The 22,095-nt window shown below is 73.8% G+C and carries 20 protein-coding genes and 1 pseudogene; 9 read left to right on the top strand and 12 right to left on the bottom strand.

All coding sequences use genetic code 11. The features are described 5' to 3' along the window. Positions 1-31: 31 nt before the first annotated feature. Together ABT171_RS07725 and ABT171_RS07730 are read right to left on the bottom strand one after the other, a co-directional pair. A complete protein-coding gene (locus tag ABT171_RS07725; protein ID WP_351240888.1) occupies positions 32-1,384 on the bottom strand; it encodes a VWA domain-containing protein in 1,353 nt (450 codons plus the stop codon). Continuing rightward, positions 1,381-2,238 (bottom strand): AAA family ATPase, encoded by an 858-nt coding sequence (locus ABT171_RS07730; protein ID WP_351240890.1) that lies wholly within the window; start codon positions 2,236-2,238, stop codon positions 1,381-1,383. Before ABT171_RS07730 ends, ABT171_RS07725 begins: the two co-directional genes overlap by 4 nt. Positions 2,239-2,616: 378 nt before the next feature. Between ABT171_RS07730 and ABT171_RS07735 the strand changes: the two genes are divergently transcribed. The 3 genes from ABT171_RS07735 (at position 2,617) to ABT171_RS07745 (ending at position 5,262) form a co-directional block, all read left to right on the top strand. Then, entirely contained in the window at positions 2,617-3,360 is a 744-nt protein-coding gene (locus ABT171_RS07735; protein WP_351241107.1) for an ABC transporter permease, read from the top strand. A 34-nt stretch (positions 3,361-3,394) separates the two neighbouring features. Continuing rightward, positions 3,395-4,066 (top strand): ABC transporter permease, encoded by a 672-nt coding sequence (locus ABT171_RS07740; protein WP_351240892.1) that lies wholly within the window; start codon positions 3,395-3,397, stop codon positions 4,064-4,066. Between the two features lie 194 nt (positions 4,067-4,260). After that, positions 4,261-5,262 carry an ABC transporter substrate-binding protein gene (locus ABT171_RS07745; RefSeq protein ID WP_503074385.1) on the top strand — a complete coding sequence of 334 codons (1,002 nt, stop codon included), beginning with the start codon at positions 4,261-4,263 and terminating at the stop codon, positions 5,260-5,262. A gap of 6 nt (positions 5,263-5,268) precedes the next feature. Here ABT171_RS07745 and ABT171_RS07750 read toward each other — a convergent pair whose 3' ends face one another. From ABT171_RS07750 to ABT171_RS07775, 6 genes and pseudogenes are all read right to left on the bottom strand, one after another. Continuing rightward, positions 5,269-6,423: a betaine/proline/choline family ABC transporter ATP-binding protein gene (locus ABT171_RS07750; RefSeq protein ID WP_351240894.1), complete on the bottom strand. Its 1,155-nt coding sequence runs from the start codon at positions 6,421-6,423 to the stop codon at positions 5,269-5,271. A 106-nt stretch (positions 6,424-6,529) separates the two neighbouring features. Continuing rightward, positions 6,530-6,766: a hypothetical protein gene (locus tag ABT171_RS07755; protein ID WP_351240896.1), complete on the bottom strand. Its 237-nt coding sequence runs from the start codon at positions 6,764-6,766 to the stop codon at positions 6,530-6,532. 26 nt (positions 6,767-6,792) lie between these two features. Continuing rightward, positions 6,793-7,434 carry a LutC/YkgG family protein gene (locus ABT171_RS07760; RefSeq protein WP_351240898.1) on the bottom strand — a complete coding sequence of 214 codons (642 nt, stop codon included), beginning with the start codon at positions 7,432-7,434 and terminating at the stop codon, positions 6,793-6,795. Beyond that, positions 7,431-8,909 carry a LutB/LldF family L-lactate oxidation iron-sulfur protein gene (locus tag ABT171_RS07765; protein WP_351240900.1) on the bottom strand — a complete coding sequence of 493 codons (1,479 nt, stop codon included), beginning with the start codon at positions 8,907-8,909 and terminating at the stop codon, positions 7,431-7,433. Before ABT171_RS07765 ends, ABT171_RS07760 begins: the two co-directional genes overlap by 4 nt. Then, complete coding sequence (locus ABT171_RS07770) at positions 8,906-9,661, bottom strand: (Fe-S)-binding protein (protein WP_351240902.1); 756 nt, start codon at positions 9,659-9,661, stop codon at positions 8,906-8,908. The genes ABT171_RS07765 and ABT171_RS07770 overlap by 4 nt, the downstream gene beginning before the upstream one ends. Before the next feature lie 87 nt (positions 9,662-9,748). Then, positions 9,749-10,319 (bottom strand): annotated as a pseudogene (locus ABT171_RS07775) (FGGY-family carbohydrate kinase); the annotation flags it as partial. 264 nt (positions 10,320-10,583) lie between these two features. Between ABT171_RS07775 and ABT171_RS07780 the strand changes: the two are divergent. The 4 genes from ABT171_RS07780 (at position 10,584) to ABT171_RS07795 (ending at position 14,914) form a co-directional block, all read left to right on the top strand. Further along, on the top strand, positions 10,584-11,885 hold the full coding sequence (locus tag ABT171_RS07780) for an alpha/beta fold hydrolase (protein WP_351240904.1): 1,302 nt from the start codon (positions 10,584-10,586) through the stop codon (positions 11,883-11,885). A gap of 196 nt (positions 11,886-12,081) precedes the next feature. Continuing rightward, positions 12,082-12,825, top strand: coding sequence for a PIG-L deacetylase family protein (locus ABT171_RS07785; protein WP_351240906.1), 744 nt, complete (start codon positions 12,082-12,084; stop codon positions 12,823-12,825). Positions 12,826-12,902: 77 nt separating this feature from the next. After that, positions 12,903-13,703, top strand: coding sequence for a MerR family transcriptional regulator (locus ABT171_RS07790; protein ID WP_351241111.1), 801 nt, complete (start codon positions 12,903-12,905; stop codon positions 13,701-13,703). Continuing rightward, positions 13,700-14,914 carry a glycosyltransferase gene (locus ABT171_RS07795; protein ID WP_351240908.1) on the top strand — a complete coding sequence of 405 codons (1,215 nt, stop codon included), beginning with the start codon at positions 13,700-13,702 and terminating at the stop codon, positions 14,912-14,914. Before ABT171_RS07790 ends, ABT171_RS07795 begins: the two co-directional genes overlap by 4 nt. A gap of 137 nt (positions 14,915-15,051) precedes the next feature. On the opposite strand, the gene ABT171_RS07800 is transcribed toward ABT171_RS07795, so the two are convergent. Beyond that, positions 15,052-16,704, bottom strand: a complete 1,653-nt coding sequence (locus tag ABT171_RS07800) for a cytochrome P450 (protein ID WP_351240910.1) — start codon at positions 16,702-16,704, stop codon at positions 15,052-15,054. A 155-nt stretch (positions 16,705-16,859) separates the two neighbouring features. Here ABT171_RS07800 and ABT171_RS07805 point away from each other — a divergent pair, with 155 nt between their 5' ends. Next, positions 16,860-17,465 (top strand): TetR/AcrR family transcriptional regulator, encoded by a 606-nt coding sequence (locus tag ABT171_RS07805; RefSeq protein ID WP_351240912.1) that lies wholly within the window; start codon positions 16,860-16,862, stop codon positions 17,463-17,465. 81 nt (positions 17,466-17,546) lie between these two features. After that, positions 17,547-18,272, top strand: a complete 726-nt coding sequence (locus ABT171_RS07810; protein ID WP_351240914.1) for a DUF2470 domain-containing protein — start codon at positions 17,547-17,549, stop codon at positions 18,270-18,272. On the opposite strand, the gene ABT171_RS07815 is transcribed toward ABT171_RS07810, so the two are convergent. From ABT171_RS07815 to ABT171_RS07825, 3 genes are all read right to left on the bottom strand, one after another. Further along, positions 18,240-19,472, bottom strand: a complete 1,233-nt coding sequence (locus ABT171_RS07815; RefSeq protein ID WP_351240916.1) for a lactonase family protein — start codon at positions 19,470-19,472, stop codon at positions 18,240-18,242. The genes ABT171_RS07810 and ABT171_RS07815 overlap by 33 nt on opposite strands. 112 nt (positions 19,473-19,584) lie before the next feature. After that, positions 19,585-20,679 carry a hypothetical protein gene (locus ABT171_RS07820; RefSeq protein WP_351240918.1) on the bottom strand — a complete coding sequence of 365 codons (1,095 nt, stop codon included), beginning with the start codon at positions 20,677-20,679 and terminating at the stop codon, positions 19,585-19,587. A gap of 45 nt (positions 20,680-20,724) precedes the next feature. Beyond that, entirely contained in the window at positions 20,725-21,978 is a 1,254-nt protein-coding gene (locus ABT171_RS07825; protein WP_351240920.1) for an aromatic acid exporter family protein, read from the bottom strand. Positions 21,979-22,095 lie beyond the last annotated feature (117 nt).

A 22,095-nucleotide genomic window follows, 5' to 3' on the forward strand; every position in this document is an offset into this window, starting at 1 on the left:
GTGCCGGTCGCGGTCGTCCGGGACCAGTCGATCACACCGGCAGCAGCCGGGCGATCAGCGCGCCGAGCTGACGGGCCGTACGGCACTCGTGCATCTCGACCAGCTCGGCGTAGGCGGGCGCGGCCGAGTCGCCGGTGCCCCACTGGGCGCGCGGCTCGGGGTTGAGCCAGTACACGCGGCGGGCCCGCCGGGCGACCTCCCGTACGGCGGCCAGGTTCGGGTCGCTCATGTTCGTCCGGGCGTCCCCGAGGACGAACACGGTCGTGCGCGGGCCCACCACACCGCCGTACCGTTCGGCGAACTCGCCCAGCGCCACGCCGTAATCACTGCTGCCGTGCCACCCGGTGAGGGTGGCCTCGGCGCGGATCCGGGCGCTCAAGCCGTCGGGGTCGGCACGGCCGTGGCCGAGCAGGCCGGTCACCTCGTCCAGCCGGTTGACGAACGCGAACACGCGGACCTTGCTGAACTGGTCGTGCAGCGCCTGCACCAGCAGCATCGTGAAGTCCGAGAAGCCGGACACCGAGCCGGACACATCGCAGAGCAGCACCAGTTCGGGGCGGACCGGGCGGCGCCGGCGCAGCACCGGCCGCATCGGCACCCCGCCCGTGGACAGCGAGGAGCGCAGGGTGCGGCGCAGGTCGACGGTCCCGCGCGCGGCCCGGCGGCGGCGCGCCGCCAGCCGGGTGGCGAGCTTGCGCGCGAGCGGCTGAACCGCCCTGCGCAGTTCGGCCAGTTGGTCCCGGTTGGCGAACAGGAAGTCCACCCGGTCGGCGGTCGGTACGACACCGCGCCGGGCGATCTCGTCCCGGCCGCGCCGCTCGGCGACCCGGCGCCGCGCCTCCGCCCCGACCATCCGGCGGAACTCCTCGATACGGCGCCGGATCTCGTCGTCCAGCAGCCGGTCCGCGAAGCCGGCACCGCTGCCGTCCCGGTCCCGCGCATCGGCCCGCACCCGGGCCAACAGGGTCTGCGGGCGCAGCCGGTCCAGGGTCTGGTACGCCGACCAGCCGTCCGAGCCGGACGAACTGCCGTACCCGCCCAGGCCGTCGACCGCCTCCCGCGCCAACCGGGCCATCAGCGCACGGTCGTCGGCCGCCAGCGCCTGCGCCAGGCGGTCGCGCAGCGCCTCCCGGTCCCCGGATTCCCCGTCCGGCCCGCCGACCCCGCGCGGGAAGTACAGGTCGAAGACCGGGTCGAACACCGCTCGCTGCCCCGGGCCGTGCAGCAGCGTCGCGGCCAGCCCCTCGCGCAGCCGCTCCCGGTCCGCCAGCCCCAGCGCCTGCACCGCGCGGGCCGCGTCCACCGTCTCGCCCGTGCCGATCCGCACCCCGTGCGCGCGCAGCGCGCCGACCAGTCCGGTGATCCGCTCGGCGACCGCGGTCACAGCGCGTCCAGGTCGAGCTTCGCCGCCGCCCGCTGGATGTCGTCCTGGTGCTTGAGAATCACCCCGAGACTGTCCCGTACGACCGTCTCGTCCAGCGTGTCGGCGCCCAGCGCCAGCAGGGTGCGCGCCCAGTCGATGGTCTCGGCGACGGACGGCGCCTTGCGCAGGTCCATCGCGCGCAGCGCCCCGACCACCCGGACCACCGACTCGGCCAGCGCCGCACCGAGGCCCGGCACCTTCAGCCGTACGATCCGCCGCTCCAGTTCCTCCTCGGGGAAACCGATGTGCAGGAACAGGCAGCGGCGGCGCAGCGCTTCGGACAGCTCCCGCCCGGCGTTGGACGTGAGGACGACGAACGGGCGCCGGGTCGCGGCGACCGTGCCCAGCTCCGGGACGGTGATCTGGAAGTCGCTGAGCACCTCCAGCAGCAGCCCCTCCATCTCGACGTCGGCCTTGTCGGTCTCGTCGATCAGCAGCACCGTCGGCTCGTCGCCCCGGATGGCGGTGAGCAGCGGCCGGGGGAGCAGGAACTCCTCGCTGAAGATGTCGGTGCGGGTCTCGTCCCAGCTCTCGTCGCGGCCTGCGCTGATCCGCAGCAGCTGCTTGGCGTGGTTCCACTCGTACAGCGCCCGGGACTCGTCCACACCCTCGTAGCACTGCAGCCGGACCAGCCGCGCCCCGGCCACCTGGGCGACGGCCTTGGCCAGTTCGGTCTTGCCGACCCCCGCGGGACCCTCGACCAGCAGCGGCTTGCCCAGCCGGTCGGCGAGGAACACGGTCGTGGCGACGGCGGGCGAGGCGAGGTAGCCGGTCTCGGCGAGGCGGGCGGCGACGTCGTCGACGGACGTGAACAACGGGGCCTCCGGCGGGTCGGGAGCGGGGTCCGGCCACCTATCTAAGCGCTTGTTCAGATCCTGTGTCGAGTGGGGACCACGTGCCGGGAGGAGGGCGTCTCCAAGCGGTCGATGTACCAGCTCTTCGACAGCAAGGACGCGATGCCGGCCGCGAGCCTGGAGCGGCGCATCCCGGGGTACGAGGCTCGGTTCGCCCACCCCGACCCGGAGTCCGCCACCCCCCCCGCCTCGCGGCGTCTGGACCTAGGGGGCTGCTCCGGAATGGCCTGGCACCCCATGTGCCTCTGTGAGCCGCCCTGCCCTCCGCGCGGGCCGGCTGTGCCCCGTGTGGGCCAGCACAGCGCGCCGGTCCGCTCGTCCACCCGGTCCAATGAAACCGTGACCGCGCCCCCGGACGACTGCCTCGCGCGCAACGAGTGGATCTGCGGCGCCTATCTGAGCACCCGCCGCCAGATCCTCCTCGACGCGGTCGTGCAACACCTTCAGCTGACCGTCCTGTCGGTCCTGATCGGCTTGGTCATCGGCGTGCCGCTCGCCGTGCTGGCCCGCCGCTGGGGCTGGGCGGCGGGGCCGGTCCTCGCGGTGACGACGGTCCTCTACACGATCCCCTCGCTGGCGATGTACTCCCTGCTCCTGCCCCTGTACGGCCTCTCGGCCACGCTCGTCGTCGCCGGGCTGGTGCTGTACTCGCTCACCCTGCTCGTCCGGAACATCCTCGCGGGCCTGCGCGCGGTCCCGGAGGAGACCCGGCAGGCCGCGCGCGGCCTCGGTTACGGCCCGGTCCGCCTGCTCCTCACCGTGGAACTGCCCCTCGCCCTGCCCGCCGCGATGGCCGGTCTGCGCATCGCCACCGTGTCGGCGGTGTCCCTGGTCACGGTCGGCGCGATCGTCGGGTTCGGCGGCCTCGGGAACCTCATCTACGCGGGCATGAACACCTACTTCAAGGCGCAGGTCCTCACCGCGTCCGTGCTGTGCGTGCTGATCGCCGTCGCCGCCGACCTGCTCCTGCTGGGCGTGCAGCGGCTGATCACGCCCTGGACCAGGGCGGGCCGCGCACGCGTGCCGCCACGGCGCCGGCGGGCACGCCCGAGGGCCGTCGGGGCGAAGGCGGGACGGGCATGAGCGCCGCCCGGCCGAGGACGAGGACGGGGTGCGCATGAGCACGCTCACCGCGACCTGGGACTGGCTCGCCGACCCCGCGCACTGGTCGGGCGACGACGGGGTCCGGCACCGGCTGCTCCAGCACCTGGTGCTCACCGTGGTCTGCCTGGTCCTCAGCTGCCTGATCGCGCTGCCCGTCGCCCTGGTCCTGGGCCACCTCGGCAAGGGCGGCGCGCTCGCCGTGAACATCTCCAACATCGGCCGGGCCGTGCCCACCTTCGCGGTCCTGGTCCTGCTGCTTCTGACGCCGGTCGGCAGGTGGGGCGAGGGGCCCACGGTGGTGGCCCTGGTGCTGTTCGCCGTACCGCCGCTGCTCACCAACGCCTACGTCGGCATGCGCGAGGTCGACCGCGGTGTCGTACAGGCGGCCCGGGGCATGGGGATGACCGGACGGCAGATGCTGCTGCGCGTGGAACTGCCCCTGGCGCTGCCGTTGATCCTGAACGGGGTGCGGATCGCCGCCGTCCAGCTCGTCGCCACCGCCACCATCGCCGCGCTCGCAGGGGGCGGCGGCCTCGGCCGGATCATCACCGCCGGCTTCAACCTCGCCAGCACACCCCAGGTGGTCGCCGGCGCCCTGCTCGTCGCCGTCTTCGCACTGGCCGTCGAGGGCATCTTCGAACTCGCGGAGAGGCTGACACCGACGTGGGCGCGGTCCGGCCGATGACCGGCAACGGCGTGGGTACGGGGTGCCCGACGACCGGCGCATGCTGGGACCGGGGGCAGCCGACGGGCGGCGTCCCCGCAGACCCGCGAGGGCCGGCGGGTGGTGCTCCTGTGGGCTCGTGGCGGTCGATGCGCGGTGTCCTGGCGGATCCGCAAGGGTTGGTGGGCGGGGCCTCTGCAGAGGTGCAACGGCCGGTGGACGGTGCCCCCGCGGAGCCGCAGCGGTCGACGTGCGGAGCCCCCGTACACCTGGCACGGTCCGTCAGAAGGGTCCTCGCTCTCCTCCCTCTCCTCGCCCTCACCGCCTGCTCCACCGGCCCCTCCCTGGAGAACCGGGGGCAGGTCACCGCGCCGCCCGGTGACAGTCGCCATCTGACCATCGGCTCGGCCGGTTTCACCGAGAGTGATCTGCTCGCCCAGATGTATGAACAGCTGCTGAACCAGGCGGGGTACAAGACCTCCATCCTCACGGTCGCCAACCGGGAGCTGTACGAACCGGCGCTGGAGTCCGGGCAGATCGACGTCGTGCCGGAGTACGCGGCCACCTTCGCCGACTGGCTGAACGCCAAGACCCACGGCGCCGACGCGCGACCGGTCGGCTCACCCGACCTCGCCGCCACCATGGACGCCCTGCGCACGCTCGCCACACCCCGTGGGCTCACCGTCCTCCCACCCGGCCGTGCCGTCGACCAGAACGCCTTCGCGGTCAGCGCCGCCTACGCCCGTGAGCACCACCTCAAGACCCTCAGCGACCTCGGCGCCGCGAAGCTGAAGGTGCGGCTCGCCGCCGGTGACGAGTGTGTGCAACGGCCGTACTGCGAACCGGGGTTGAAGAAGGTGTACGGCATCGGCATCACCGGCGTCGACCCCAAGGGCGTCGGCACCACACAGGCGAAGCGGGCCGTGCAGGAGGGCCGGGACCAGATGGTGCTGACCACCACCACGGACGCCACGCTCGACTCCTTCGGCCTGGTGCTGCTCGCCGACGACAGGCATCTGCAGAACGCCGACTACGTGGTCCCGGTGGTCAACCGTTCCCGCGCCGGCAGCGACCGCGTGGCCAAGGCGCTCGGCAGGCTCAACGACGTTCTCACGACGAAGGACCTGGCACAGCTGAACCAGCAGGTCGACAGCTGGCGGCGGCTGCCCGCCGACGTGGCCCGGACCTACCTCAAGGAAGAGGGCCTGCTGAAGTAGGAGGCCTCACGCGTCCGCCACCGAGTCGAACGGCACCTGCCCCCGCGTCACGCCCCGCGCATCCGCGTCCACCGAGCGGCGCAGCGCCTCGTGCAGCTTCGCCGGGGTGAGCACGCCGAGGAAGCGTGCGCCGTCCAGCACCGCGACCCACCCGGCGTCGTACTGGAGCATCACCCCGAACGCCTGCTTCAGCGGCGCGCCCACCGGCACCCATGCGGTCATCCGGTGGGCCAGGTCCCCGACCCGGCCGCCCGCCGCCAGTTCGTCGATGCCGGCCCAGCCGTGCAGATCGCCGTGCCCGTCGAGGACCACCGTCCACCGCGCGCCCTCGGCCCGCAGCCGCTCGACGGCCCGTTCGGCGGGCTCGTCCAGCCGGGCCACGGGCGGCTGCTCCAGGTCGTCCCGCTCGATCGCGGTGACCGACAGCCGCTTCAGCCCCCGGTCCGCGCCCACGAAACCGGCGACGTACGCGGTCGCGGGTGCCCCGAGCACCGCGCCCGGTGTGTCGAACTGCTCGATGCGGCCCTGTCCGTAGACGGCGATGCGGTCCCCGAGCCGGACGGCCTCCTCGATGTCGTGCGTGACCAGCAGCACCGTCTTGCGCACGGCGGCCTGCATGCGCAGGAACTCGTCCTGCAACTGCTCCCGCACCACCGGGTCGACCGCGCCGAACGGCTCGTCCATCAGCAGCACGGGCGGATCCGCCGCGAGCGCCCGCGCCACCCCGACCCGCTGCCGCTGCCCGCCGGAGAGCTGTTCCGGGTAGCGCGGCCCGTACGTCTTCGGGTCCAGCCCCACCAGGTCCAGTAGCTCGGCGGCCCGGGCCCTTGCCTGCGCGCGCTTCCAGCCGAGCAGTGCGGGCACGGTCGCGGTGTTGTCCAGGACGGTGCGGTGCGGGAAGAGGCCCACCTGCTGGATGACGTACCCGATACGGCGGCGCAGTCGCACCGGGTCGACGCCGGCGATGTCCTCGCCGTCGACGAGGATCCGGCCGGAGGTCGGTTCGATGAGCCGGTTCACCATCATCATGGTCGTCGTCTTGCCGCAGCCCGACGGCCCGACCAGCGTGACCAGCTCGCCCTCGGTCACCTCGAAGGAGAGGTCGTCCACGGCCGTCGTACCGTCCGGATAGCGCTTGGTGACGTGCTCGAACCGGATCATTCCCTCACGCTAACGGCGCCGGCGGCAGCGTGCTCTCCGGCCGGGTGAAACGAGTCAGACGATCCGTGCCGCACCTCTGGAGACAGCCGCAGCTGCCCGAATGGCGTCACTCGTCGATGACCGTGGACCACCGCAGCGACCCGCTCGGCGTGGACGCGGACGCGCCGAGGTCCGCCTGGCGCACGGAGCCGGCGCTGCGCGGCCGTCGGCGGACCGCGTAGCGCATCCGCGTGGCCACCGCGCCCGGCCGTCTCACCCGGGGCCGTCCGGACGTCTGGGACAGCGGCCGTGCCGGGAAGAGGCCGGGCAGCCCGGGCGCACCCCTGGGCCACTCTTGGGTCACTCCGCGCATCCCTGCCGCCGACCCGGTCAGCTCAGCAGGATCACTTCCAGCTTCCGCGGGCCGTGCACGCCCTCCACCCGGTCCAGTTCGATGTCGCTGGTGGCCGACGGGCCGGAGATCCAGGTCAACGGGCGGACCGGGTCGAGGCGTTCGAGGGCCTGGGGGACCGAGGAGACGACCTGGCCGGGTACGCGCACGACACAGATGTGGTGGTCGGGGATGAGCGAGATACGGCGCCGGCCCTGGTCGGGGGAGCCGTCCAGGACGATCGTGCCGGTCTCGGCGATGGCCACGGCGCATCCCGTCACCACGCTGTCCACCCGGTCCAGCCGCTGCGTCGTGCTCGACGCCCGGTCGTGGATCCGCACCGGGTCCGCCGCGGCCATCCACTGCGGCGGCAGCCCGGACGGCACCAGCACCTCCTGCGCGCCGTGCTCGGCCAGCAGCCGCATGATGAGCAGCGGCAGTTCCTCCGCGTCGGCGCGGTGCACGATCGCCCGGTAGTCCGCCAGGTTCTCGGCCAGCAGCTCCACCGTCTGCCCGGTCGTGCGCTCTCCGTGCTCGCGCAGATAGTCCCGGGGCACCGCTTGCCCGTACGGCCGCTCGTCCGGTGTGACATCGGCGAGCGCCCGCCGCACCCGGCCCAGGATCCTGTCCCTGCTGCTCACTTGGCGCCGTCCTTTCCGCCGTGCGTGCGCTGCCACCAGTCCCGGAACGGCTCCGCCGGCACGGCCGGCAGATCCCGGGTGCCGCTCCACGCCTTGCCCGGGCCCGGCAGGGTGCGGGGGTGCAGCCGGCGGGTGCGGGAGGCGAGCCGCTGACCGGCACGCAGGGCGGCGGGGTGGGCGAACGCCCAGCGCGCCGCCCGCATCGCCGCCCGCTCGGCCGCGTGTCCCTTGGCCGGTTTCAGCACCACCTTGTTGCCCTGCCGCACCGCCGGGCCGCCCTCCACGACCCGCTCCCGCAGGTGCACCAGCACCTCGGGGATGTCGATGGCCACCGGGCACACCTCGTAGCAGGCGCCGCACAGGCTCGACGCGTACGGCAGCGAGGCGTCGATCTCGCTGGCCGTGCCGCGCAGTTGGGGGCTGAGGATCGCGCCGATCGGGCCCGGGTAGACCGAGCCGTAGGCGTGGCCGCCCGCCCGCTCGTACACCGGGCACACGTTCAGACAGGCCGAGCAGCGGATGCAGCGCAGGGCCTGGCGGCCCACCCGGTCGGCGAGGGTGTCGGTGCGGCCGTTGTCGAGCAGCACCAGGTGGAAGGTCCGGGGCCCGTCCTCGTCCGTGGTGCCGGTCCACATGCTCGTGTACGGGTTCATGCGCTCGGCGGTGGAGGAGCGGGGCAGGGTCTGCAGGAAGACCTCCAGGTCCCGCCAGGTGGGCACGATCTTCTCGATGCCGACGACCGAGATCAGTGTCTCGGGGAGGGTCAGGCACATCCGGCCGTTGCCCTCGGACTCGACGACCACCAGGGTGCCGGTCTCGGCGACCATGAAGTTGGCGCCCGAGATGGCGACCTTGGCCCGCAGGAACTTCTCCCGCAGGTGCAGCCGGGCGGCCTCGGCGAGCTCGGCGGGCGTGTCGGTCAGCCCCTCGGGAGCCGGGCGGCCCCACGCGCCCATCTCGGAGCGGAAGATGTCCCGGATCTCACCCCGGTTCCGGTGGATGGCCGGCACCAGGATGTGCGAGGGCCGGTCCCTGCCCAACTGCACGATCAGCTCGGCGAGATCGGTCTCGTAGGCGCGGATGCCCTCGTCGAGAAGGGCCTCGTTGAGCCCGATCTCCTGCGTGGCCATCGACTTGACCTTGACGACCTCCGCCTCACCGGTCGCCTTCACCAGGTCCGCGACGATGCGGTTGGCCTCGTCGGCGTCCGCCGCCCAGTGGACCGTACCGCCCGCCGCGGTGACCGACTCCTCCAACTGCTCCAGATACCGGTCGAGATGGCGCAGCGTGTGGTCCTTGATCCTGCGGCCCGCCTCGCGCAGCTCCGCCCAGTCGTCCAGCTCGGCCACCGCGCGGGCGCGTTTGGCGCGGATGGTGTGCGTGGCGTGGCGCAGATTGCCGCGCAGGGTGGGGTCGTGGACGGCTTTCCGCGCGGCCTGTGGAAAGGCCGGCATGCCGACGAACGTTCCGCTCATGCCGCCGGTTCCTCCTCCGTGCTCGCCAGGATTTCCGCGATGTGCACCGGCCGCATGCCCGTCCGCAGCCGGCTCATCGTGCCGCCGATGTGCATCAGACACGAGTTGTCGGCCGCGCACAGCACCTCGGCGCCGGTCGACTCGGCGTTGCGCACCTTGTCCGCGCCCATCGCCGCCGACACCTCGGCGTTCTTCAGCGCGAACGTGCCACCGAACCCGCAGCACTCCTCGGCACCCGGCAACTCGACCAGCTCCAGCCCCTTGACGGCCTGGAGCAGCCGGCGCGGCCGGTCGCCCAGGCCCAGGCCGCGCAGCCCGTGGCAGGTCGGGTGATAGGTGACCGTGTGCGGGTAGCAGGCGCCCACATCCGTCACGCCGAGCACATCCACCAGGAACTCCGTCAGCTCGTACGTCTTCGGCACCACCGGCGCGAGGGCCCGCGCGAGCGCGTCCCCGCGCCCCTCGGCCCTGGCCCGCTCGCCCATCCGGGGATACAGCTCCCGCACCATCGCCCCGCAGGACCCGGACGGGGTCACGATCGCCTCGTACTCCCGGAAGACATCGGAGAAGTGCCGGGCCAGCGGCTCGGCCTCGTGCCGGTAACCGGTGTTGTAGTGCGCCTGGCCGCAGCAGCTCTGGCCGCTCGGGAAGTCGACGTCGACCCCCAGCCTGGTCAGCAGTTTCACCACGGCGCGTCCGGTGTCCGGATAGAGCGTGTCGTTGACACAGGTCAGGAACAGGGCGACACGCATCGCGGCTCCTCGGCGTCGGTCATCGGATGAGTGCAGGGTAGTGGGCGGACACCGCCGAGGGGAGAGGGCCTCGCCGGGCGGACGCCCTCACCCCGGGGCCAGCCGCGCCTCGGCCTCCCGCCGGCGGGCGCCGCCGCCACGGGGCGCGTACCGGGTCAGCGGCCGGGTACGGGTGAGCAGCCGGCGCATCGCCGCCAGGTCGCCGACCAGCCCGTGCGCCCGGGCCCGCACGAGGACGTCGCCCAGGGACGCCGCCTGCGTCGCGCCCGCCACCACGGGCAGTCCGCAGGCGTCGGCCGTCAGCCGGCACAGCAGCGCGTCGCGGGCGCCGCCGCCGACGACGTGCACCACGTCCACCGGATGGCCGGAACGTCTCGTCCCCGGCGTCCACCACCGAGCGCGGCGGCGGCACGGGTGCCGGCCTCGCGCAGCAGCGGTCCCAAGTCCGGCTCGCCCCAGGCGCGTTGACACTCCTGGAGCAGCCACCGCCCCATGATGTCGCGCAGACACCGGACCGTGCCGTCCAGCCCAGCTCGTTGCTGAAGTTCGCGGCCCGGCTCTCCTCGGTCAGCACCGTGCCGTCCAGCTCCGGCCCGGCCGGCGACCAGGTGCCGGTGCGGATGTACGCGAACCGCTCGCGCCCGGCCGGTACGGCAGCCCGCCGTCACCATGGGTGCCCTCGCCGCCGAGTGCTGCTGGAGGGGACCGAGCAGGGCGAGGGCGGGCGGACGCACGAGCACCGCCGGGTGGTGCTCCAGCCGGAGCTGGTGGGTACGCCGTTCCGGCCTCGCCGCACGCTGAGCCGTACCCCGGCCGTAGCTGACCGTGGGTTCAGTGACAAACCATGATCCCGGGGGTCGGCGGGCGCCCGGGTCATGTGCTGAACTGGGTCCCGTCCCTGCCGTCCGTCCCGGGAGACCCGTTGAGCCTCAGCTACCGCCAGCCCGGCGTCATCCTCACCGACCGCCGCTTCACCGTGCCCCTCGACCACGCCGACCCGGACGGCGAGACGATCGAGCTGTACGCCCGTGAGGTGGTCGCGAGTGACAAGGCCGGGCAGGAACTGCCGTGGCTGCTGTATCTCCAGGGCGGCCCGGGCTTCGGGGCGAATCGTTTCGTCGGGCGTCAGGCCTGGCTCGACCGGGCCCTGAAGGACTACCGCGTCCTCCTGCTCGACCAGCGCGGCACCGGCAGCTCCACACCCGCCACCCGGCAGACGCTCCCGCTGCGCGGCGGCCCCGCCGAGCAGGCCGGCTACCTCACCCACTTCCGCGCCGACTCCATCGTCCGGGACTGCGAGACCATCCGCCCCGAGGTCACCGGCGGCGGCCCGTGGACCGTGCTCGGCCAGAGCTTCGGCGGCTTCTGCACGGTGTCGTACCTCTCCCTCGCCCCCGAGGGCCTCGCCACCGCCGTCATCACCGGCGGCCTGCCCTCCCTGCACGCCCACGCCGACGACGTCTACCGGGCGGCCTATCCGCGCATCGAACGCAAGGTCACCGCGCACTACACGCGCTACCCGCAGGACGTGGAACGGGTCCGCCGCATCGCCGACCACCTCCTCACCCAGGACGTGGTCCTGCCGAACGGCTACCGGTTCACCGTCGAGGCCTTCCAGTCGCTCGGCCTGATGCTCGGCACGAGCGACGGCAGCCACCGGCTGCACCACCTCCTGGAGGACGCCTTCGTCCGCACCCCCGGCGGCCCGGAGCTGTCGGACGCCTTCCAGGAGCACGCCCAGTCCCTGCTGTCGTACGCCGCGCACCCCCTCTACGCGCTCGTCCACGAGTCGATCTACGGCCAGGACACCCGCCCCACCGCCTGGGCCGCCGAGCGGGTCCGCGCCGAGTTCCCGCAGTTCGACGCGGCGAAGGCGCTCACGGGCGACGGCCCCGTGCTCTTCACCGGCGAGACGGTCCACCCCTGGATGTTCGAGACCGACCCTGCGCTGCGCCCGCTGCGCGAGACCGCCGACCTGCTCGCGGCCCGCACCGACTGGCAGCCCCTGTACGACCCCGCTCGCCTCGCCGCCAACGAGGTCCCGGTCGTGGCGGCCGTCTACCACGACGACATGTACGTCGACACCGCCCACTCCCTGGAGACCGCCCGCGCCATCCGCGGCCTGCGCACCTGGGTCACCGACGAGTTCGAACACGACGGCCTCCGCGCGGGCGCACCGCGGGTCCTGGACCGGCTGCTGGCGCTGGCACGCGACGAGGTGTGAAGCGCCGGGCACGGGCAGCGTCCGACGGGGCGCGGGGCTCTGTCCGGCATGCGGCCGCCGCCGCGTGGGCGCGGCCGCGCGACGGCGCCGCAGACGCCCCACGGCCCAGCGTGCACCTGCCCCTCGCAACACCTGCCCCTCGCAACACCTGCCCACCGCGGTCGGCTCTCCCGGCGCAGCGCATAGTCTGCGGCACATGACAGAGGCGAATCACAACCAACTCCAGCCCATGCCCGACGACTGGCAGCGTGCCCTGGCCGTGGTGGCGCACCCCGACGACCTCGAATACGGATGCTCCGCGGCCATCGCGGCCTGGACCGACGCCGGCCGGGAGGTCACCTATGTCCTGGCGACCCGTGGCGAGGCGGGCATAGACACCCTGGACCCGGCCACCTGCGGCCCGCTGCGCGAGCGCGAGCAGCTGTCCGGCGCCGCCGTCGTCGGCGTCACCACGGTGGAGTTCCTCGACCACCGGGACGGAGTGATCGAGTACGGCCCCGCGCTGCGCCGGGACATCGCCGCCGCCATCCGCCGCCACCGCCCCGAACTCGTCCTGACCCTCAACCACCGGGACACCTGGGGCGGTTTCGCCTGGAACACCCCCGATCACGTGGCCGTGGGCCGGGCCACCCTGGACGCCGTCGCGGACGCCGGCAACCGCTGGATCTTCCCGGAACTCGTCGAGCAGGGCCTCGAACCGTTCAACGGCGTCCGCTGGACCGCCATCGCCGGCTCCAGCAGACCCACCCACGCCGTCGACGCCACACCCGGACTGGAGCGGGCGGTGGCTTCGCTGCTCGAACACCGCACCTACATCGAGGCGTTGACCGACCAGGACCCGGAGACCTACGTCCGCGAGTTCCTCACCGCACAGACCACCGCCCTCGCCGAGCGCTTCGGCGGCACACCGGCGGTGGCCTTCGAGGTGTTCAGCCGCTGACCCGGCCGGGAGCCGCGCCGAGTTGACCCTCCCCTAACGTCAGGCTTGAGGCTGTGAGCGGACGAAAGGGCAGGCGCATGGGCCACTCGGTGGGGCAGGTGGCGGCGTTCGCAGGGGTGACCGTGCGGACGCTGCACCACTACGACAAGGAGGGACTGCTCGCGCCCAGCGAACGCAGCCAGGCCGGCTACCGCTCCTACAGCGACGCCGACCTGGCCCGGCTCCAGCAGATCCTCTTCTACCGGGAACTCGGCTTCCCGCTCGACGAGATCGCCGTCATCCTGCGGGACCCGCAGGCGAACGCCCTGCACCATCTCCGCTCCCGGCAGCGGCAGTTGCGCGAGGAGATCGACCGGCTGGAGCGCCTCGCCGAGGTGGCGGAACAGGCCATCGAGGTGCAGCGCACCGGGGTGGCGCTCACGCCCGAGGAACGCTTCGAGGTCTTCGGCGAGATCTCCTTCGACCTCAGCTACGCCACCGCGGCACAGCTGAAGTGGCGGCACTCGGCGGCGTACCGCGAGGCGATGGCACGGGCCGGGGCGCACACCAAGGAGGACTGGCGGCAGCTCATGGGTGAGACCGCCGCCTGGCGGGGCGAGCTGCTCGCCGCCTTCGACGCGGACGAACCCGCCGACGGCGAGCGGGCGATGGACCTCGCCGAGGAGCACCGCCGCCATCTCACCCGCTGGTTCGCCCCGTGCCCGCCGGACATGCACCGGCGCCTGGCGGACGACCTCGCCGCCGACCCGCGCGCCTTCGCCCTCCTCGTGCCGCCGTCACACGCACGCCCCGGCCTCGCCGCCTATGTGAGCAAGGCGATCCACGCCAACGCCGCGCGCCGTGACGGCTCCCGCACCGATCCAGAGGAGCACCCATGAGAATCCTGATCGCCACGGCCGGATCACGCGGCGACGTCGCGCCCTACACCGGTCTCGGCGCCGTACTGGCCGAGGCCGGGCACGAGGTCACGCTGGCCACCACCGACGCCTTCGCCCCGCTCGCCCACGGCGCCGGCCTCGGCTTCCGGCGGCTGCCCGCCGACCCGCGGGCACACGGCGGCGCCGGCGGCGGACGCGAACTGATGCGCACGGCCGCCGCCTTCGCCCGCGAACTCGGCCGGGGGTTCGCCGAGGTGGCCGCCGAGGGCGCGGATCTGCTGCTGCTGTCGGCCACGACGGCCCCGCTCGGCTGGCATCTCACCGAGGCCACCGGAACACCGAGCCTCGGCGTCTACCTCCAGCCGACGGCACCGACCGGCGACTTCCCGCCCGTCGTCACGGGCGTACGGTCACTGGGCCGGGCCGGTAACCGTGCGGCCGGCCGCTTCGCCCTGCGCATGGCCGACCGCGTCTTCGGGCAGGCGGTCACCGAGCTGCGCCGCGACCTCGGGCTGCCGCCGCTGACCGCGGTCGCGATGCGCCGGCGCCGGGAACAGGAGAACTGGCCCGTGCTGCACGGCTTCAGCACGGCCCTCGTGGCACGTCCCGCAGACTGGCGGCCCGGACTGGAGGTCGCCGGAACCTTCTGGCCGTACGTCGGTGCCGGTGAGCACCTGCCCGCCGTCGTGGAGGACTTCCTGCGGGCCGGGCCCCGGCCGGTGCTCGTCGGCTTCGGGTCCATGGCGAGCGGGGAGGGCGAGCGGCTGAGCGAGATCGCCGTACAGGCGCTGCGGCGCGCGGGGTTGCGCGGCATCCTGCAGTCGGGCGCCGCCGGGCTCGCCGCCGACGGCGACGACATACTGACCATCGGCGAAGTGCCGCACGCCCTGCTCCTGCCGCGGCTCGCCGCCGTCGTCCATCACGCGGGCGCGGGCACCACGGCCGCCGCACTGCGCGCCGGGGTCCCGGCCGTTCCCGTGCCGGTCACGGCGGACCAGCCGTTCTGGGCGGCCCGGCTCGCCGCGATCGGCGCCGCCACCGAGCCCCTCCCGTTCGCCGCCCTGAGCGTCGGCCGGCTCGCCGAGGCCCTCGACCGGGCGGTGCGCCGGCAGACGTACAGCAGGGCCGCCGCGACCGCCGCGGCGCGGCTGGCCGGGGAGGACGGCGCGGGCCGGGTACGGAAGGCCGTCGAACAGCTCGCACAGCGCTGACCCGCACGGTCCGCAGGCCCGGGTCGGCGCGGAGCTGCGCGACGCCGGCCTGACCCACGCGGATCTCACCGGCGCGTTCTTCCCGACCCGGCCGCGGCTCGACGCGGCTCGCGGGCACGCGGGAGAAGCTGCCGGCGTCAGTCAGCCGACCTGTGGACCGGACAGCGGGTCGCTGACGCCGGGTGCTCCGGTGACGGCGCCGCGCGGTGCGCGTGCCGCACGGTGCCGTCGCCCGTCTGCGGGCCGGTCGTCGCGGTGGCGGCCGCGGATCCGGCGCAGCCCCGCTCCTCGTCGCGCCGCCGCTCCCCGGACGGCACCGCTCGCCGTCGCTCCAGCCCCAGCCGCAGCCCCTCCGGCATCACCGTCAGCCGTTCCGTCACGGTCAACCGGTAGGCGGGGTCGGCCGAGAGATCGTAGCGGCGCAGCAGCAGGCCGAGGACCAGGGTCGCCTCGTGCAGGGCGAACTGGCGGCCGATGCAGGCCCGCGCGCCGGTGCCGAAGGGCTTGAAGGTGTGCGGGGGACGGGCCCGTACGGCCGCCGCATCGAAGCGGTCGGGGTCGAAGCGGTCGGCGTCCTCGCCCCACACGTCCGGGTCGCGGTGCAGCATCGGGGTGAGCACGAGCGCCCACGCGCCCCGGAGCATCGGATGCTCCTCGGCGAGAACCGTGTCCGCGCGGGCTTCCCGGGCGAAGGCCGGCGCGGTCGGCCACAGCCGCAGCGACTCGTCCAGCACCCGGCGGACGTAGCGCAGCCTGGCGATCTGGTCGTAGGCGGGCTGCTCGGTGTCGCCCCAGACGCGGTTCACCTCGGCGCGGGCCCGGGCGGCGATCTCGGGGTGCCGGGCGAGGTAGTAGAGGGCGAAGGAGAGCGCGCCGGAGGTCGTCTCGTGGCCCGCCACCAGGAAGGTGATCACCTGTCTGCGGACGTTCTCCGCCGACAGCCTCTCGCCGGTCTCCGGGTGCGCCGTCTCCAGCATCCGGTCCAGCAGGTCACCGTCTGCCGGGCCGGAACGCCGACGGGCCGCGACCAGGTCGTCGACCGTGCGGTTGAGGTGAGCCGTGTCGGCGGCGTTGCGCCGGGCGGCGGCGCGCAGCAGCAGCGGGGCCAGCGGCGCGGGCACGCTGTTCAGACGCTGGGCGTAGGTGAGCGTGCCGACCATCGCGGTGACGAAGGGATGCGGCCGGTCCCGCTCGAAGGAGCCGAAGTCGTGTCCGAACCCGGTGCGTGCGATGGTCTCCAGCGTCAGTCTGGTCATGTCCCCGGGCACGTCCACCGTACGGCCGGCCGCCGCCTCGCGGTCCCAGTGGTCGGTCAGGCGCTGCGCGACCGCCAGCATCATGCCGTGGTACCCCTCCATGGCCTCCCGGCTGAACCCGGGCGCCAGGACGTCGTGCGCCAGCTGCCAGTTGGGCTCGTGGTTGTAGGCGGTGAACAGGCCGTCCCCGGCGAGGGGCCGGAGATTGGCCACGCCCAGCCCGACGTGCTTGCCGAACCGGGACTCGTCGGCCAGGTCCGCGACCAGCTTCGCGCCCCACACGAACACGAACTCCTTGCCGAAGGCCCGCCGCCGGAAGACCGGCCCCAGCTCGCGCGCGATGCGCATGGAATCCTGCACCGGCCTGCGCCGGTCGGCGCCCAGCACATCGCCGAGCAGCGGCACCCGATGCGGCGGATGCGGGATGCGGCGCAGTTCGGGCCAGCCCTGCTCGGCGCTGCGGAAGCCTTTCGGCAGTCCCGGCCGCGGCTCCGTCGCCGGTGTCTTCTCCGTCTTCTCCGCTGTCTCCGCCATGACGCCGATCTCCCTTGATCCAGCGGGCCGTGGGCCTGTGACGTGAACCTGCCGCGTTCCTCCGCGTGCATCCGCGACGCGCGTGTTGTACGTGGGTTCAATAACGCGTTTCAGTGTGGGCCGCTTGTTGAACCCGCGTCAAGTAAAGTGACGCCATGCCCGCGAACCAGGGGGAGCGTGCCCGGCGCCGACTCAGCACCGAGGAGCGTCGTGAGCAGCTGCTGTCGGTCGGTGCGCGGCTGTTCTCGGAGAATCCCTACGACGACGTGTGGATCGAGCAGGTCGCCGAGATCGCCGGTGTCTCCCGCGGGCTGCTGTACCACTACTTCCCGAACAAGCGGGACTTCTTCGCGGCGGTCGTGGAGCGCGAGAGCGGGCGGATGCTGCGTATGACGGCTGCCGTGCCCGGTGTGCCGGTGCGTGAGCAGCTCGCCGCCGGCCTCGACACCTACCTCGCCTACGTCCAGGCCCACGCCCACGGCTTCCGTGCCTTCCACCGCGCGGACGCGGCCGGCGACCAGGCCGTACGCCGGGTCTACCACCGGGCCCTGGCCGCCCAGGAGCAGCAGATCCTCGCCGCGCTCGCCGCCGACCCCGAGTTCGGGCCCGCCTTCGAGGGTGCCCCGCAGGTGCGCCTGGCCGTGCGCGGCTGGCTCGCCTTCACCACGGCCGTGTGCCTGGAGTGGCTGCGCGACGGCGAGTTGACCCGTGAGCAGGTGCGTGACCTGTGTGCGCGGGCGCTGTTGGGTGTCCTCGCCTGATCCCCCTCGCACCGAGTGCTGTGGTTGGCGTGCGCCCCGATCTCCGATAGGTTAGGCAAGGCTTACCTAAGGAGGTCTCGGATGGGTGACACGCAGGACTGGACGGCCGCACCCGGCGCGGCGGAACGGGCACGGTCGGTGCTCGCCGTCGCCTGGTCGTGCGCGGTGACCGCGGACGGCGCCCGTGAGGAGTACGTCGGCGCGCACACCGTGACCGAGGACGGCGCCGTGCGGCTGACGGTGCCCGACGACAGCGCCCTGCTGACCGCGACCCTCTGCGCCCCGCGCCAGGAACCTCCCGCCGTGCTGGAGTTCGCCGACGTGGCACCCGTACCGGTACGGGGCCGGATCCGGGCCCGGCTCCACCTCGCCGGCTGGTTCGCCCCGGACCGCGGCACCGTGCTGTTCCGGCCCACCCGGGTGGTGCTCCGGCAGGCGTCCGGGGCCGTTGCCGTCGACCTCGACGAGTACGCCGCCGCCCGGCCCGACCCGCTCGCCCAGGCCGAGGCCCGCCTCCTCACCCACCTCGCCGACGCCCACCCGGACGCGGTGGAGCGCCTGACCCGCCTCGTGCGGCCGGAGAGCCTGCACGCCGCGACCCGTGTGCTCCCCCTCGCCGTCGACCGGCACGGACTGACCCTGCGCATCGAGCGCACCCGCGCCCACGGCGACGTACGGCTCCCCTTCCATACGCCCGCCGACGACGTCGCCCAGCTCACCGAGCGCATGCACGCCCTGCTGGCCCAGGCCGCTGCCGCCGCCTGCCCCCGCGCCCTACAGCGGCAGCGCGCAGACGGCGACCGGTGAGGCGAACGGCTCACCCGCCGGCCGGAGACCGCCGCTCCGCCGGTCCACATGGAAGACGGTGACCGTACCCGAGCGCTGGTTCGCCGCGAACAGCAGCCCGCCGTCCGGCGAGAGGGCGATCTGCCGCGGGAAGTCCCCGCCCGCCGGCACCGTGCCGAGCAGCCGCAGCCGGGCGCCGTCGGCCTCGACCGCGTACCGCGCGAGGCTGTTGTGGCCCCGGTTGGCCAGGAACGCGTATCCGCCGTCCGCGGTCACCACGAACTGCGCGGGGTAGTTGGTGCCGCCGTCCGACCCCGTCGGCTGGGGCTCGCCGATCGTCAGCCGGCCGGACGCGGGATCGTAGGCGCAGACGGCGACCGTGTCGTCCACCTCGTTGGCCAGATAGGCGTACCGGCCGCCCGGATGGAAGGTCAGATGGCGTGGTCCGGCGCCGGGTCGCGTGTGTGCCTGCGCCACCTCCGTCAGGGTGCCGTTCTCGTGGTCGAGGCGGTAGCTGTAGACGGTGTCGGTGCCGAGGTCGACCGCGAGGACATGACCGCCGTCCGGGCTGGTGAGGCACTGGTGCGCGTGCGGGCCCTGCTGCCCCGGCCCGGGTGGCGGGGCGGAGTGCGTGACCAGGGCGGTGCGCTCGCCGAGGGAGCCCGAGGCGTCGACCGGATGCACGGCGACACTGCCCGAACCGTAGTCGGCGCTCAGCAGCCAGCGTCCCGAAGGGTGCACCGACAGATGGCAGGGACCCGCGCCGCCCGTACTCCGCGCCCCCAGGATCCGCAGGTCCGTGAGACGTACCGCCGTCACGGCGCCGTCCTCCCGCTCGTCCACCGCGTACAGCGTGCGGCCGTCCGGATGCACGGCGAGATACGACGGGTCCGGCACGCCGGTGAGCGTGCCGGAACCGGTGATCAGGCCGGTCGACGGGTCGTACGAGGCCAGCCCGATGCCCGTGCCGCCGCCGGCGGTCGAGGTGTACGTGCCCACGTACAGCGGGCGCGGCCCGGGTGTCCCGCGGCGGGGAAGGGCGGCCGAGGGCTCGTCCGCCGCGGCGGGGGAGCCGGTCGGAGGAGCCGCCGGGGACGGCACGGCGACCGCGGCCGCCGCGCCTGCCGCGGCCCCGGCGAACCGGCGCCGGCTCCAGCCGCCCCCGGACTTTTGCCCGCACGGGGAAGAGCCCCGCCGCGCCGCCCTCGCCTCGTCGCCCATACCGCACCTCAGGTTGTCGGTCGCCCCGGCCCGTGACAGCAACCTTGGCCCGGCCGCGTCGCCAAGGGCAAGACCGGCAACGGGTGTTGCGGAGCGTGCAACGGGTGGCTCGTCACCACTCCCCGTCCTCGACCGGCTTGCCCGGCGCGTCCTTCAGCGGGGTCACCTGGCCCGCGGACGGCGGCTGCCAGGGGTCCAGGTCGTCACCCAGCCAGTCGCCGACCGGCTTGACCGACTCCAGGGTGCCGGTGGGGGCCAGATCCTCGGCATCGGCGTCGTAGTAGTCGAACCAGGGCAGTCCCGCGCGCGTGTACGCCGCCCGGTCCACCGGGGACGGCGGGGGCGCCTCGCCGGTGATGCGGCGCCACTCCGGCGGCGTGACCAGATGCACGAACAGCCGCCCGGCGGCCTCCTCGGACCAGTCCGCCAGCGGCCGTTCGTCCCGGTAGACCTCCTGCCGCATGGAGCCGCCGACGCCGAGGCCCATGGCCGCGGCGCGCCGGGGTGCGGCACCGGCGCCCGGCGGCGGGGCCGCGCCGGGAGCGGCCGGTCCCGGCGGGGCCCCGCCCGGGGCGGACGCCGTCATCGGCATCGCCGGGCCGCCGTACCCGCCCGCGGGCCCGGCCGACCGGGTCCTGCGGCGCGCCTCCTCCCGCTCCCGCTCCTGCTCCCGGCGCCGCCACTCGGCGAGCACCGGCTCCTTCAGCGGGAACGACTGGAGCTGCACCCCGCCCCACACCTCCTCGCCGGTGACCTGCCCCTCCACCGTCGCGCCGAGACCCAGCGGCACGGCGACGAACTGGCGGACGGTCCCCTTGCCGGAGTTGATGCCGTCCAGCCAGGGCTGGCGGGGCAGCACCACGTAGTTCTGCGGATCCCGGGCGAGACGGTCGCTCCAGGGCCGGCCGGACACCGCGCACACCTTGCCGACGCCGACCTGGAGCGCCGCCGGCTCCCTCGTGCCGGAGAAGCTCAGCCACATCGCCTCGCGCAGATACACCGGCAGCATCACCCCGCCGCGCGCCCGCCACTCGTCCGGGACGGTACCGGCGAAGTCCGCGACCCGCCGGACCGGGAACTGGCCCAGCCCCGGCGGCAGCGGATGCGTGCCCGTCTCCGGCAGCCGCAGCGTGCGGACGAACCGCACCGCCGCCCCGCCCGGCAGCCGCAGTGTGTTCCCGTCGATCCGCACCCCGGAACCGGTCATCCGTCGCCCCCTCGCCTGGCGCGCCGGACCTGCCCGGCGGCTTCCTCACGGATAACGTTCGCCGAACCCCGTACGGTTCCGCCACAGCTCCTCCTGCACCCCGAGCCGCTCGCGCAGCCGGGTCATCCGCGGCAGCTTCGTCCGCTGCTCGCGGGAGACCAGGTCGAGCTCCTCCAGCAGGCGGCGGGTGCGGTGCTCGGTGTTCAGCTCGTCGATGATCCGGGTCGTCTCGGTCAGCACGGCCCCGAGGAGCTGCCAGTTCGTCCAGTCCTTGCCGATCTCCTCCCGCAGCAGCTCGGCCAGCCGGTCCCGGGTGCCGGCCGCCGTGTGCAGCTCGGCCGACAGACGGGCCTCCGCCGACTCGGCGTTCTCGCTGAGATGGGTGGTGACCAGCACTCCGAAGCTGACCACCGCGTCCGCGATCTCCGACAGCAGCTGTTCCACGGTCGCCCCGACCCGGGGAGGGAAGAGGTCCTCGGACCCGCGGGCCTTGGCCAGGTCGGTGAAGGACCGGGCCAGCACCCGCAGGACCACCGTGCAGATCTCCAGCGTGTCGAGGCCGGTGCGCAGCACCACCCGGTGCAGCAGCCCCTCCTTGACGCGCGGATTGAGCCGCAGGCTGTCCTCGGCCTGCCGCAGCGAGGCGTCCACGTGGGCGATGTGCTGGTCCAGCCGGCGTGCCTCGTGCAGCCGTTCGGCCGCCCGCTCCCAGGGGATCCGGCCGGCGGCCTCCTCACCCATCCGCAGCATCAGCTGCCGCATCCGGCGTGCCAGGTCCTCCATCGAGCGGCCCGCCTCGTCCACCCACACCGGGGGCGGGAGCAGCAGGTTGCAGGCCGTCCCGACGACCGCGCCGATCAGCGTCTCCACGATGCGCGCCCACGCCGTGAACCCGACGGTGGTCACGCCGAGCACCAGCATGGCGCTGATCGCCACCTCGGCCACGTACTCGTCGACCCGCACCAGGTGCCCGACCGCCAGCGAGGCGACGATCAGCAGCGCGAGGCTCCACCAGGTCAGCCCCACCAGCACACTGAAGGCGATCGCGACCAGCACCCCGGCCACCACCGAGTTCACCCGGCGGATGCCGTTGGTGAGGGTGGCGTAGAAGGTCACCTGGACGACCAGGAGTGCGGTCAGCGGGGCGGTCAGCGGGGCCGGCTCGGGGCTGAGCCGCAGCGCGACGACGTAGGCGATCGTCGCCGCCGTCGCCGATCGCAGCGTCTGGACGACCACCGGCTGCCGGCGGCGCTCCAGCAGGCGCAGGAGTCCCGTGGTCCCCTTCTGTACGTCGTGCATCCCTTGGCCTGTTCCCCTTCCGGGGGCGGGACGAACGTCCTTCACACGCGGACCGCAGCTGTCCTCAAGGGTCCGTGCAGTGGCGCACGCCGCCCCGTTCCGGCCTGCCGACGCCTG

Origin of the sequence: Streptomyces sp. NPDC001851 (assembly GCF_040297165.1) — a bacterium.
In the GTDB taxonomy this organism is placed as follows: domain Bacteria; phylum Actinomycetota; class Actinomycetes; order Streptomycetales; family Streptomycetaceae; genus Streptomyces.

Bases quoted from the DNA above. Each gene is read 5' to 3' on its own strand.
- ABT171_RS07790 (WP_351241111.1), top strand. From the start codon at position 12,903: ATGGGCCACTCGGTGGGGCAGGTGGCGGCGTTCGCAGGGGTGACCGTG.
- ABT171_RS07740 (WP_351240892.1), top strand. From the start codon at position 3,395: ATGAGCACGCTCACCGCGACCTGGGACTGGCTCGCCGACCCCGCGCAC.
- ABT171_RS07770 (WP_351240902.1), bottom strand. From the start codon at position 9,661: ATGCGTGTCGCCCTGTTCCTGACCTGTGTCAACGACACGCTCTATCCG.
- ABT171_RS07800 (WP_351240910.1), bottom strand. From the start codon at position 16,704: ATGGCGGAGACAGCGGAGAAGACGGAGAAGACACCGGCGACGGAGCCG.
- ABT171_RS07795 (WP_351240908.1), top strand. From the start codon at position 13,700: ATGAGAATCCTGATCGCCACGGCCGGATCACGCGGCGACGTCGCGCCC.
- ABT171_RS07820 (WP_351240918.1), bottom strand. From the start codon at position 20,679: ATGACCGGTTCCGGGGTGCGGATCGACGGGAACACACTGCGGCTGCCG.
- ABT171_RS07825 (WP_351240920.1), bottom strand. From the start codon at position 21,978: ATGCACGACGTACAGAAGGGGACCACGGGACTCCTGCGCCTGCTGGAG.
- ABT171_RS07785 (WP_351240906.1), top strand. From the start codon at position 12,082: ATGACAGAGGCGAATCACAACCAACTCCAGCCCATGCCCGACGACTGG.
- ABT171_RS07810 (WP_351240914.1), top strand. From the start codon at position 17,547: ATGGGTGACACGCAGGACTGGACGGCCGCACCCGGCGCGGCGGAACGG.
- ABT171_RS07750 (WP_351240894.1), bottom strand. From the start codon at position 6,423: ATGATCCGGTTCGAGCACGTCACCAAGCGCTATCCGGACGGTACGACG.
- ABT171_RS07805 (WP_351240912.1), top strand. From the start codon at position 16,860: ATGCCCGCGAACCAGGGGGAGCGTGCCCGGCGCCGACTCAGCACCGAG.
- ABT171_RS07815 (WP_351240916.1), bottom strand. From the start codon at position 19,472: ATGGGCGACGAGGCGAGGGCGGCGCGGCGGGGCTCTTCCCCGTGCGGG.
- ABT171_RS07765 (WP_351240900.1), bottom strand. From the start codon at position 8,909: ATGAGCGGAACGTTCGTCGGCATGCCGGCCTTTCCACAGGCCGCGCGG.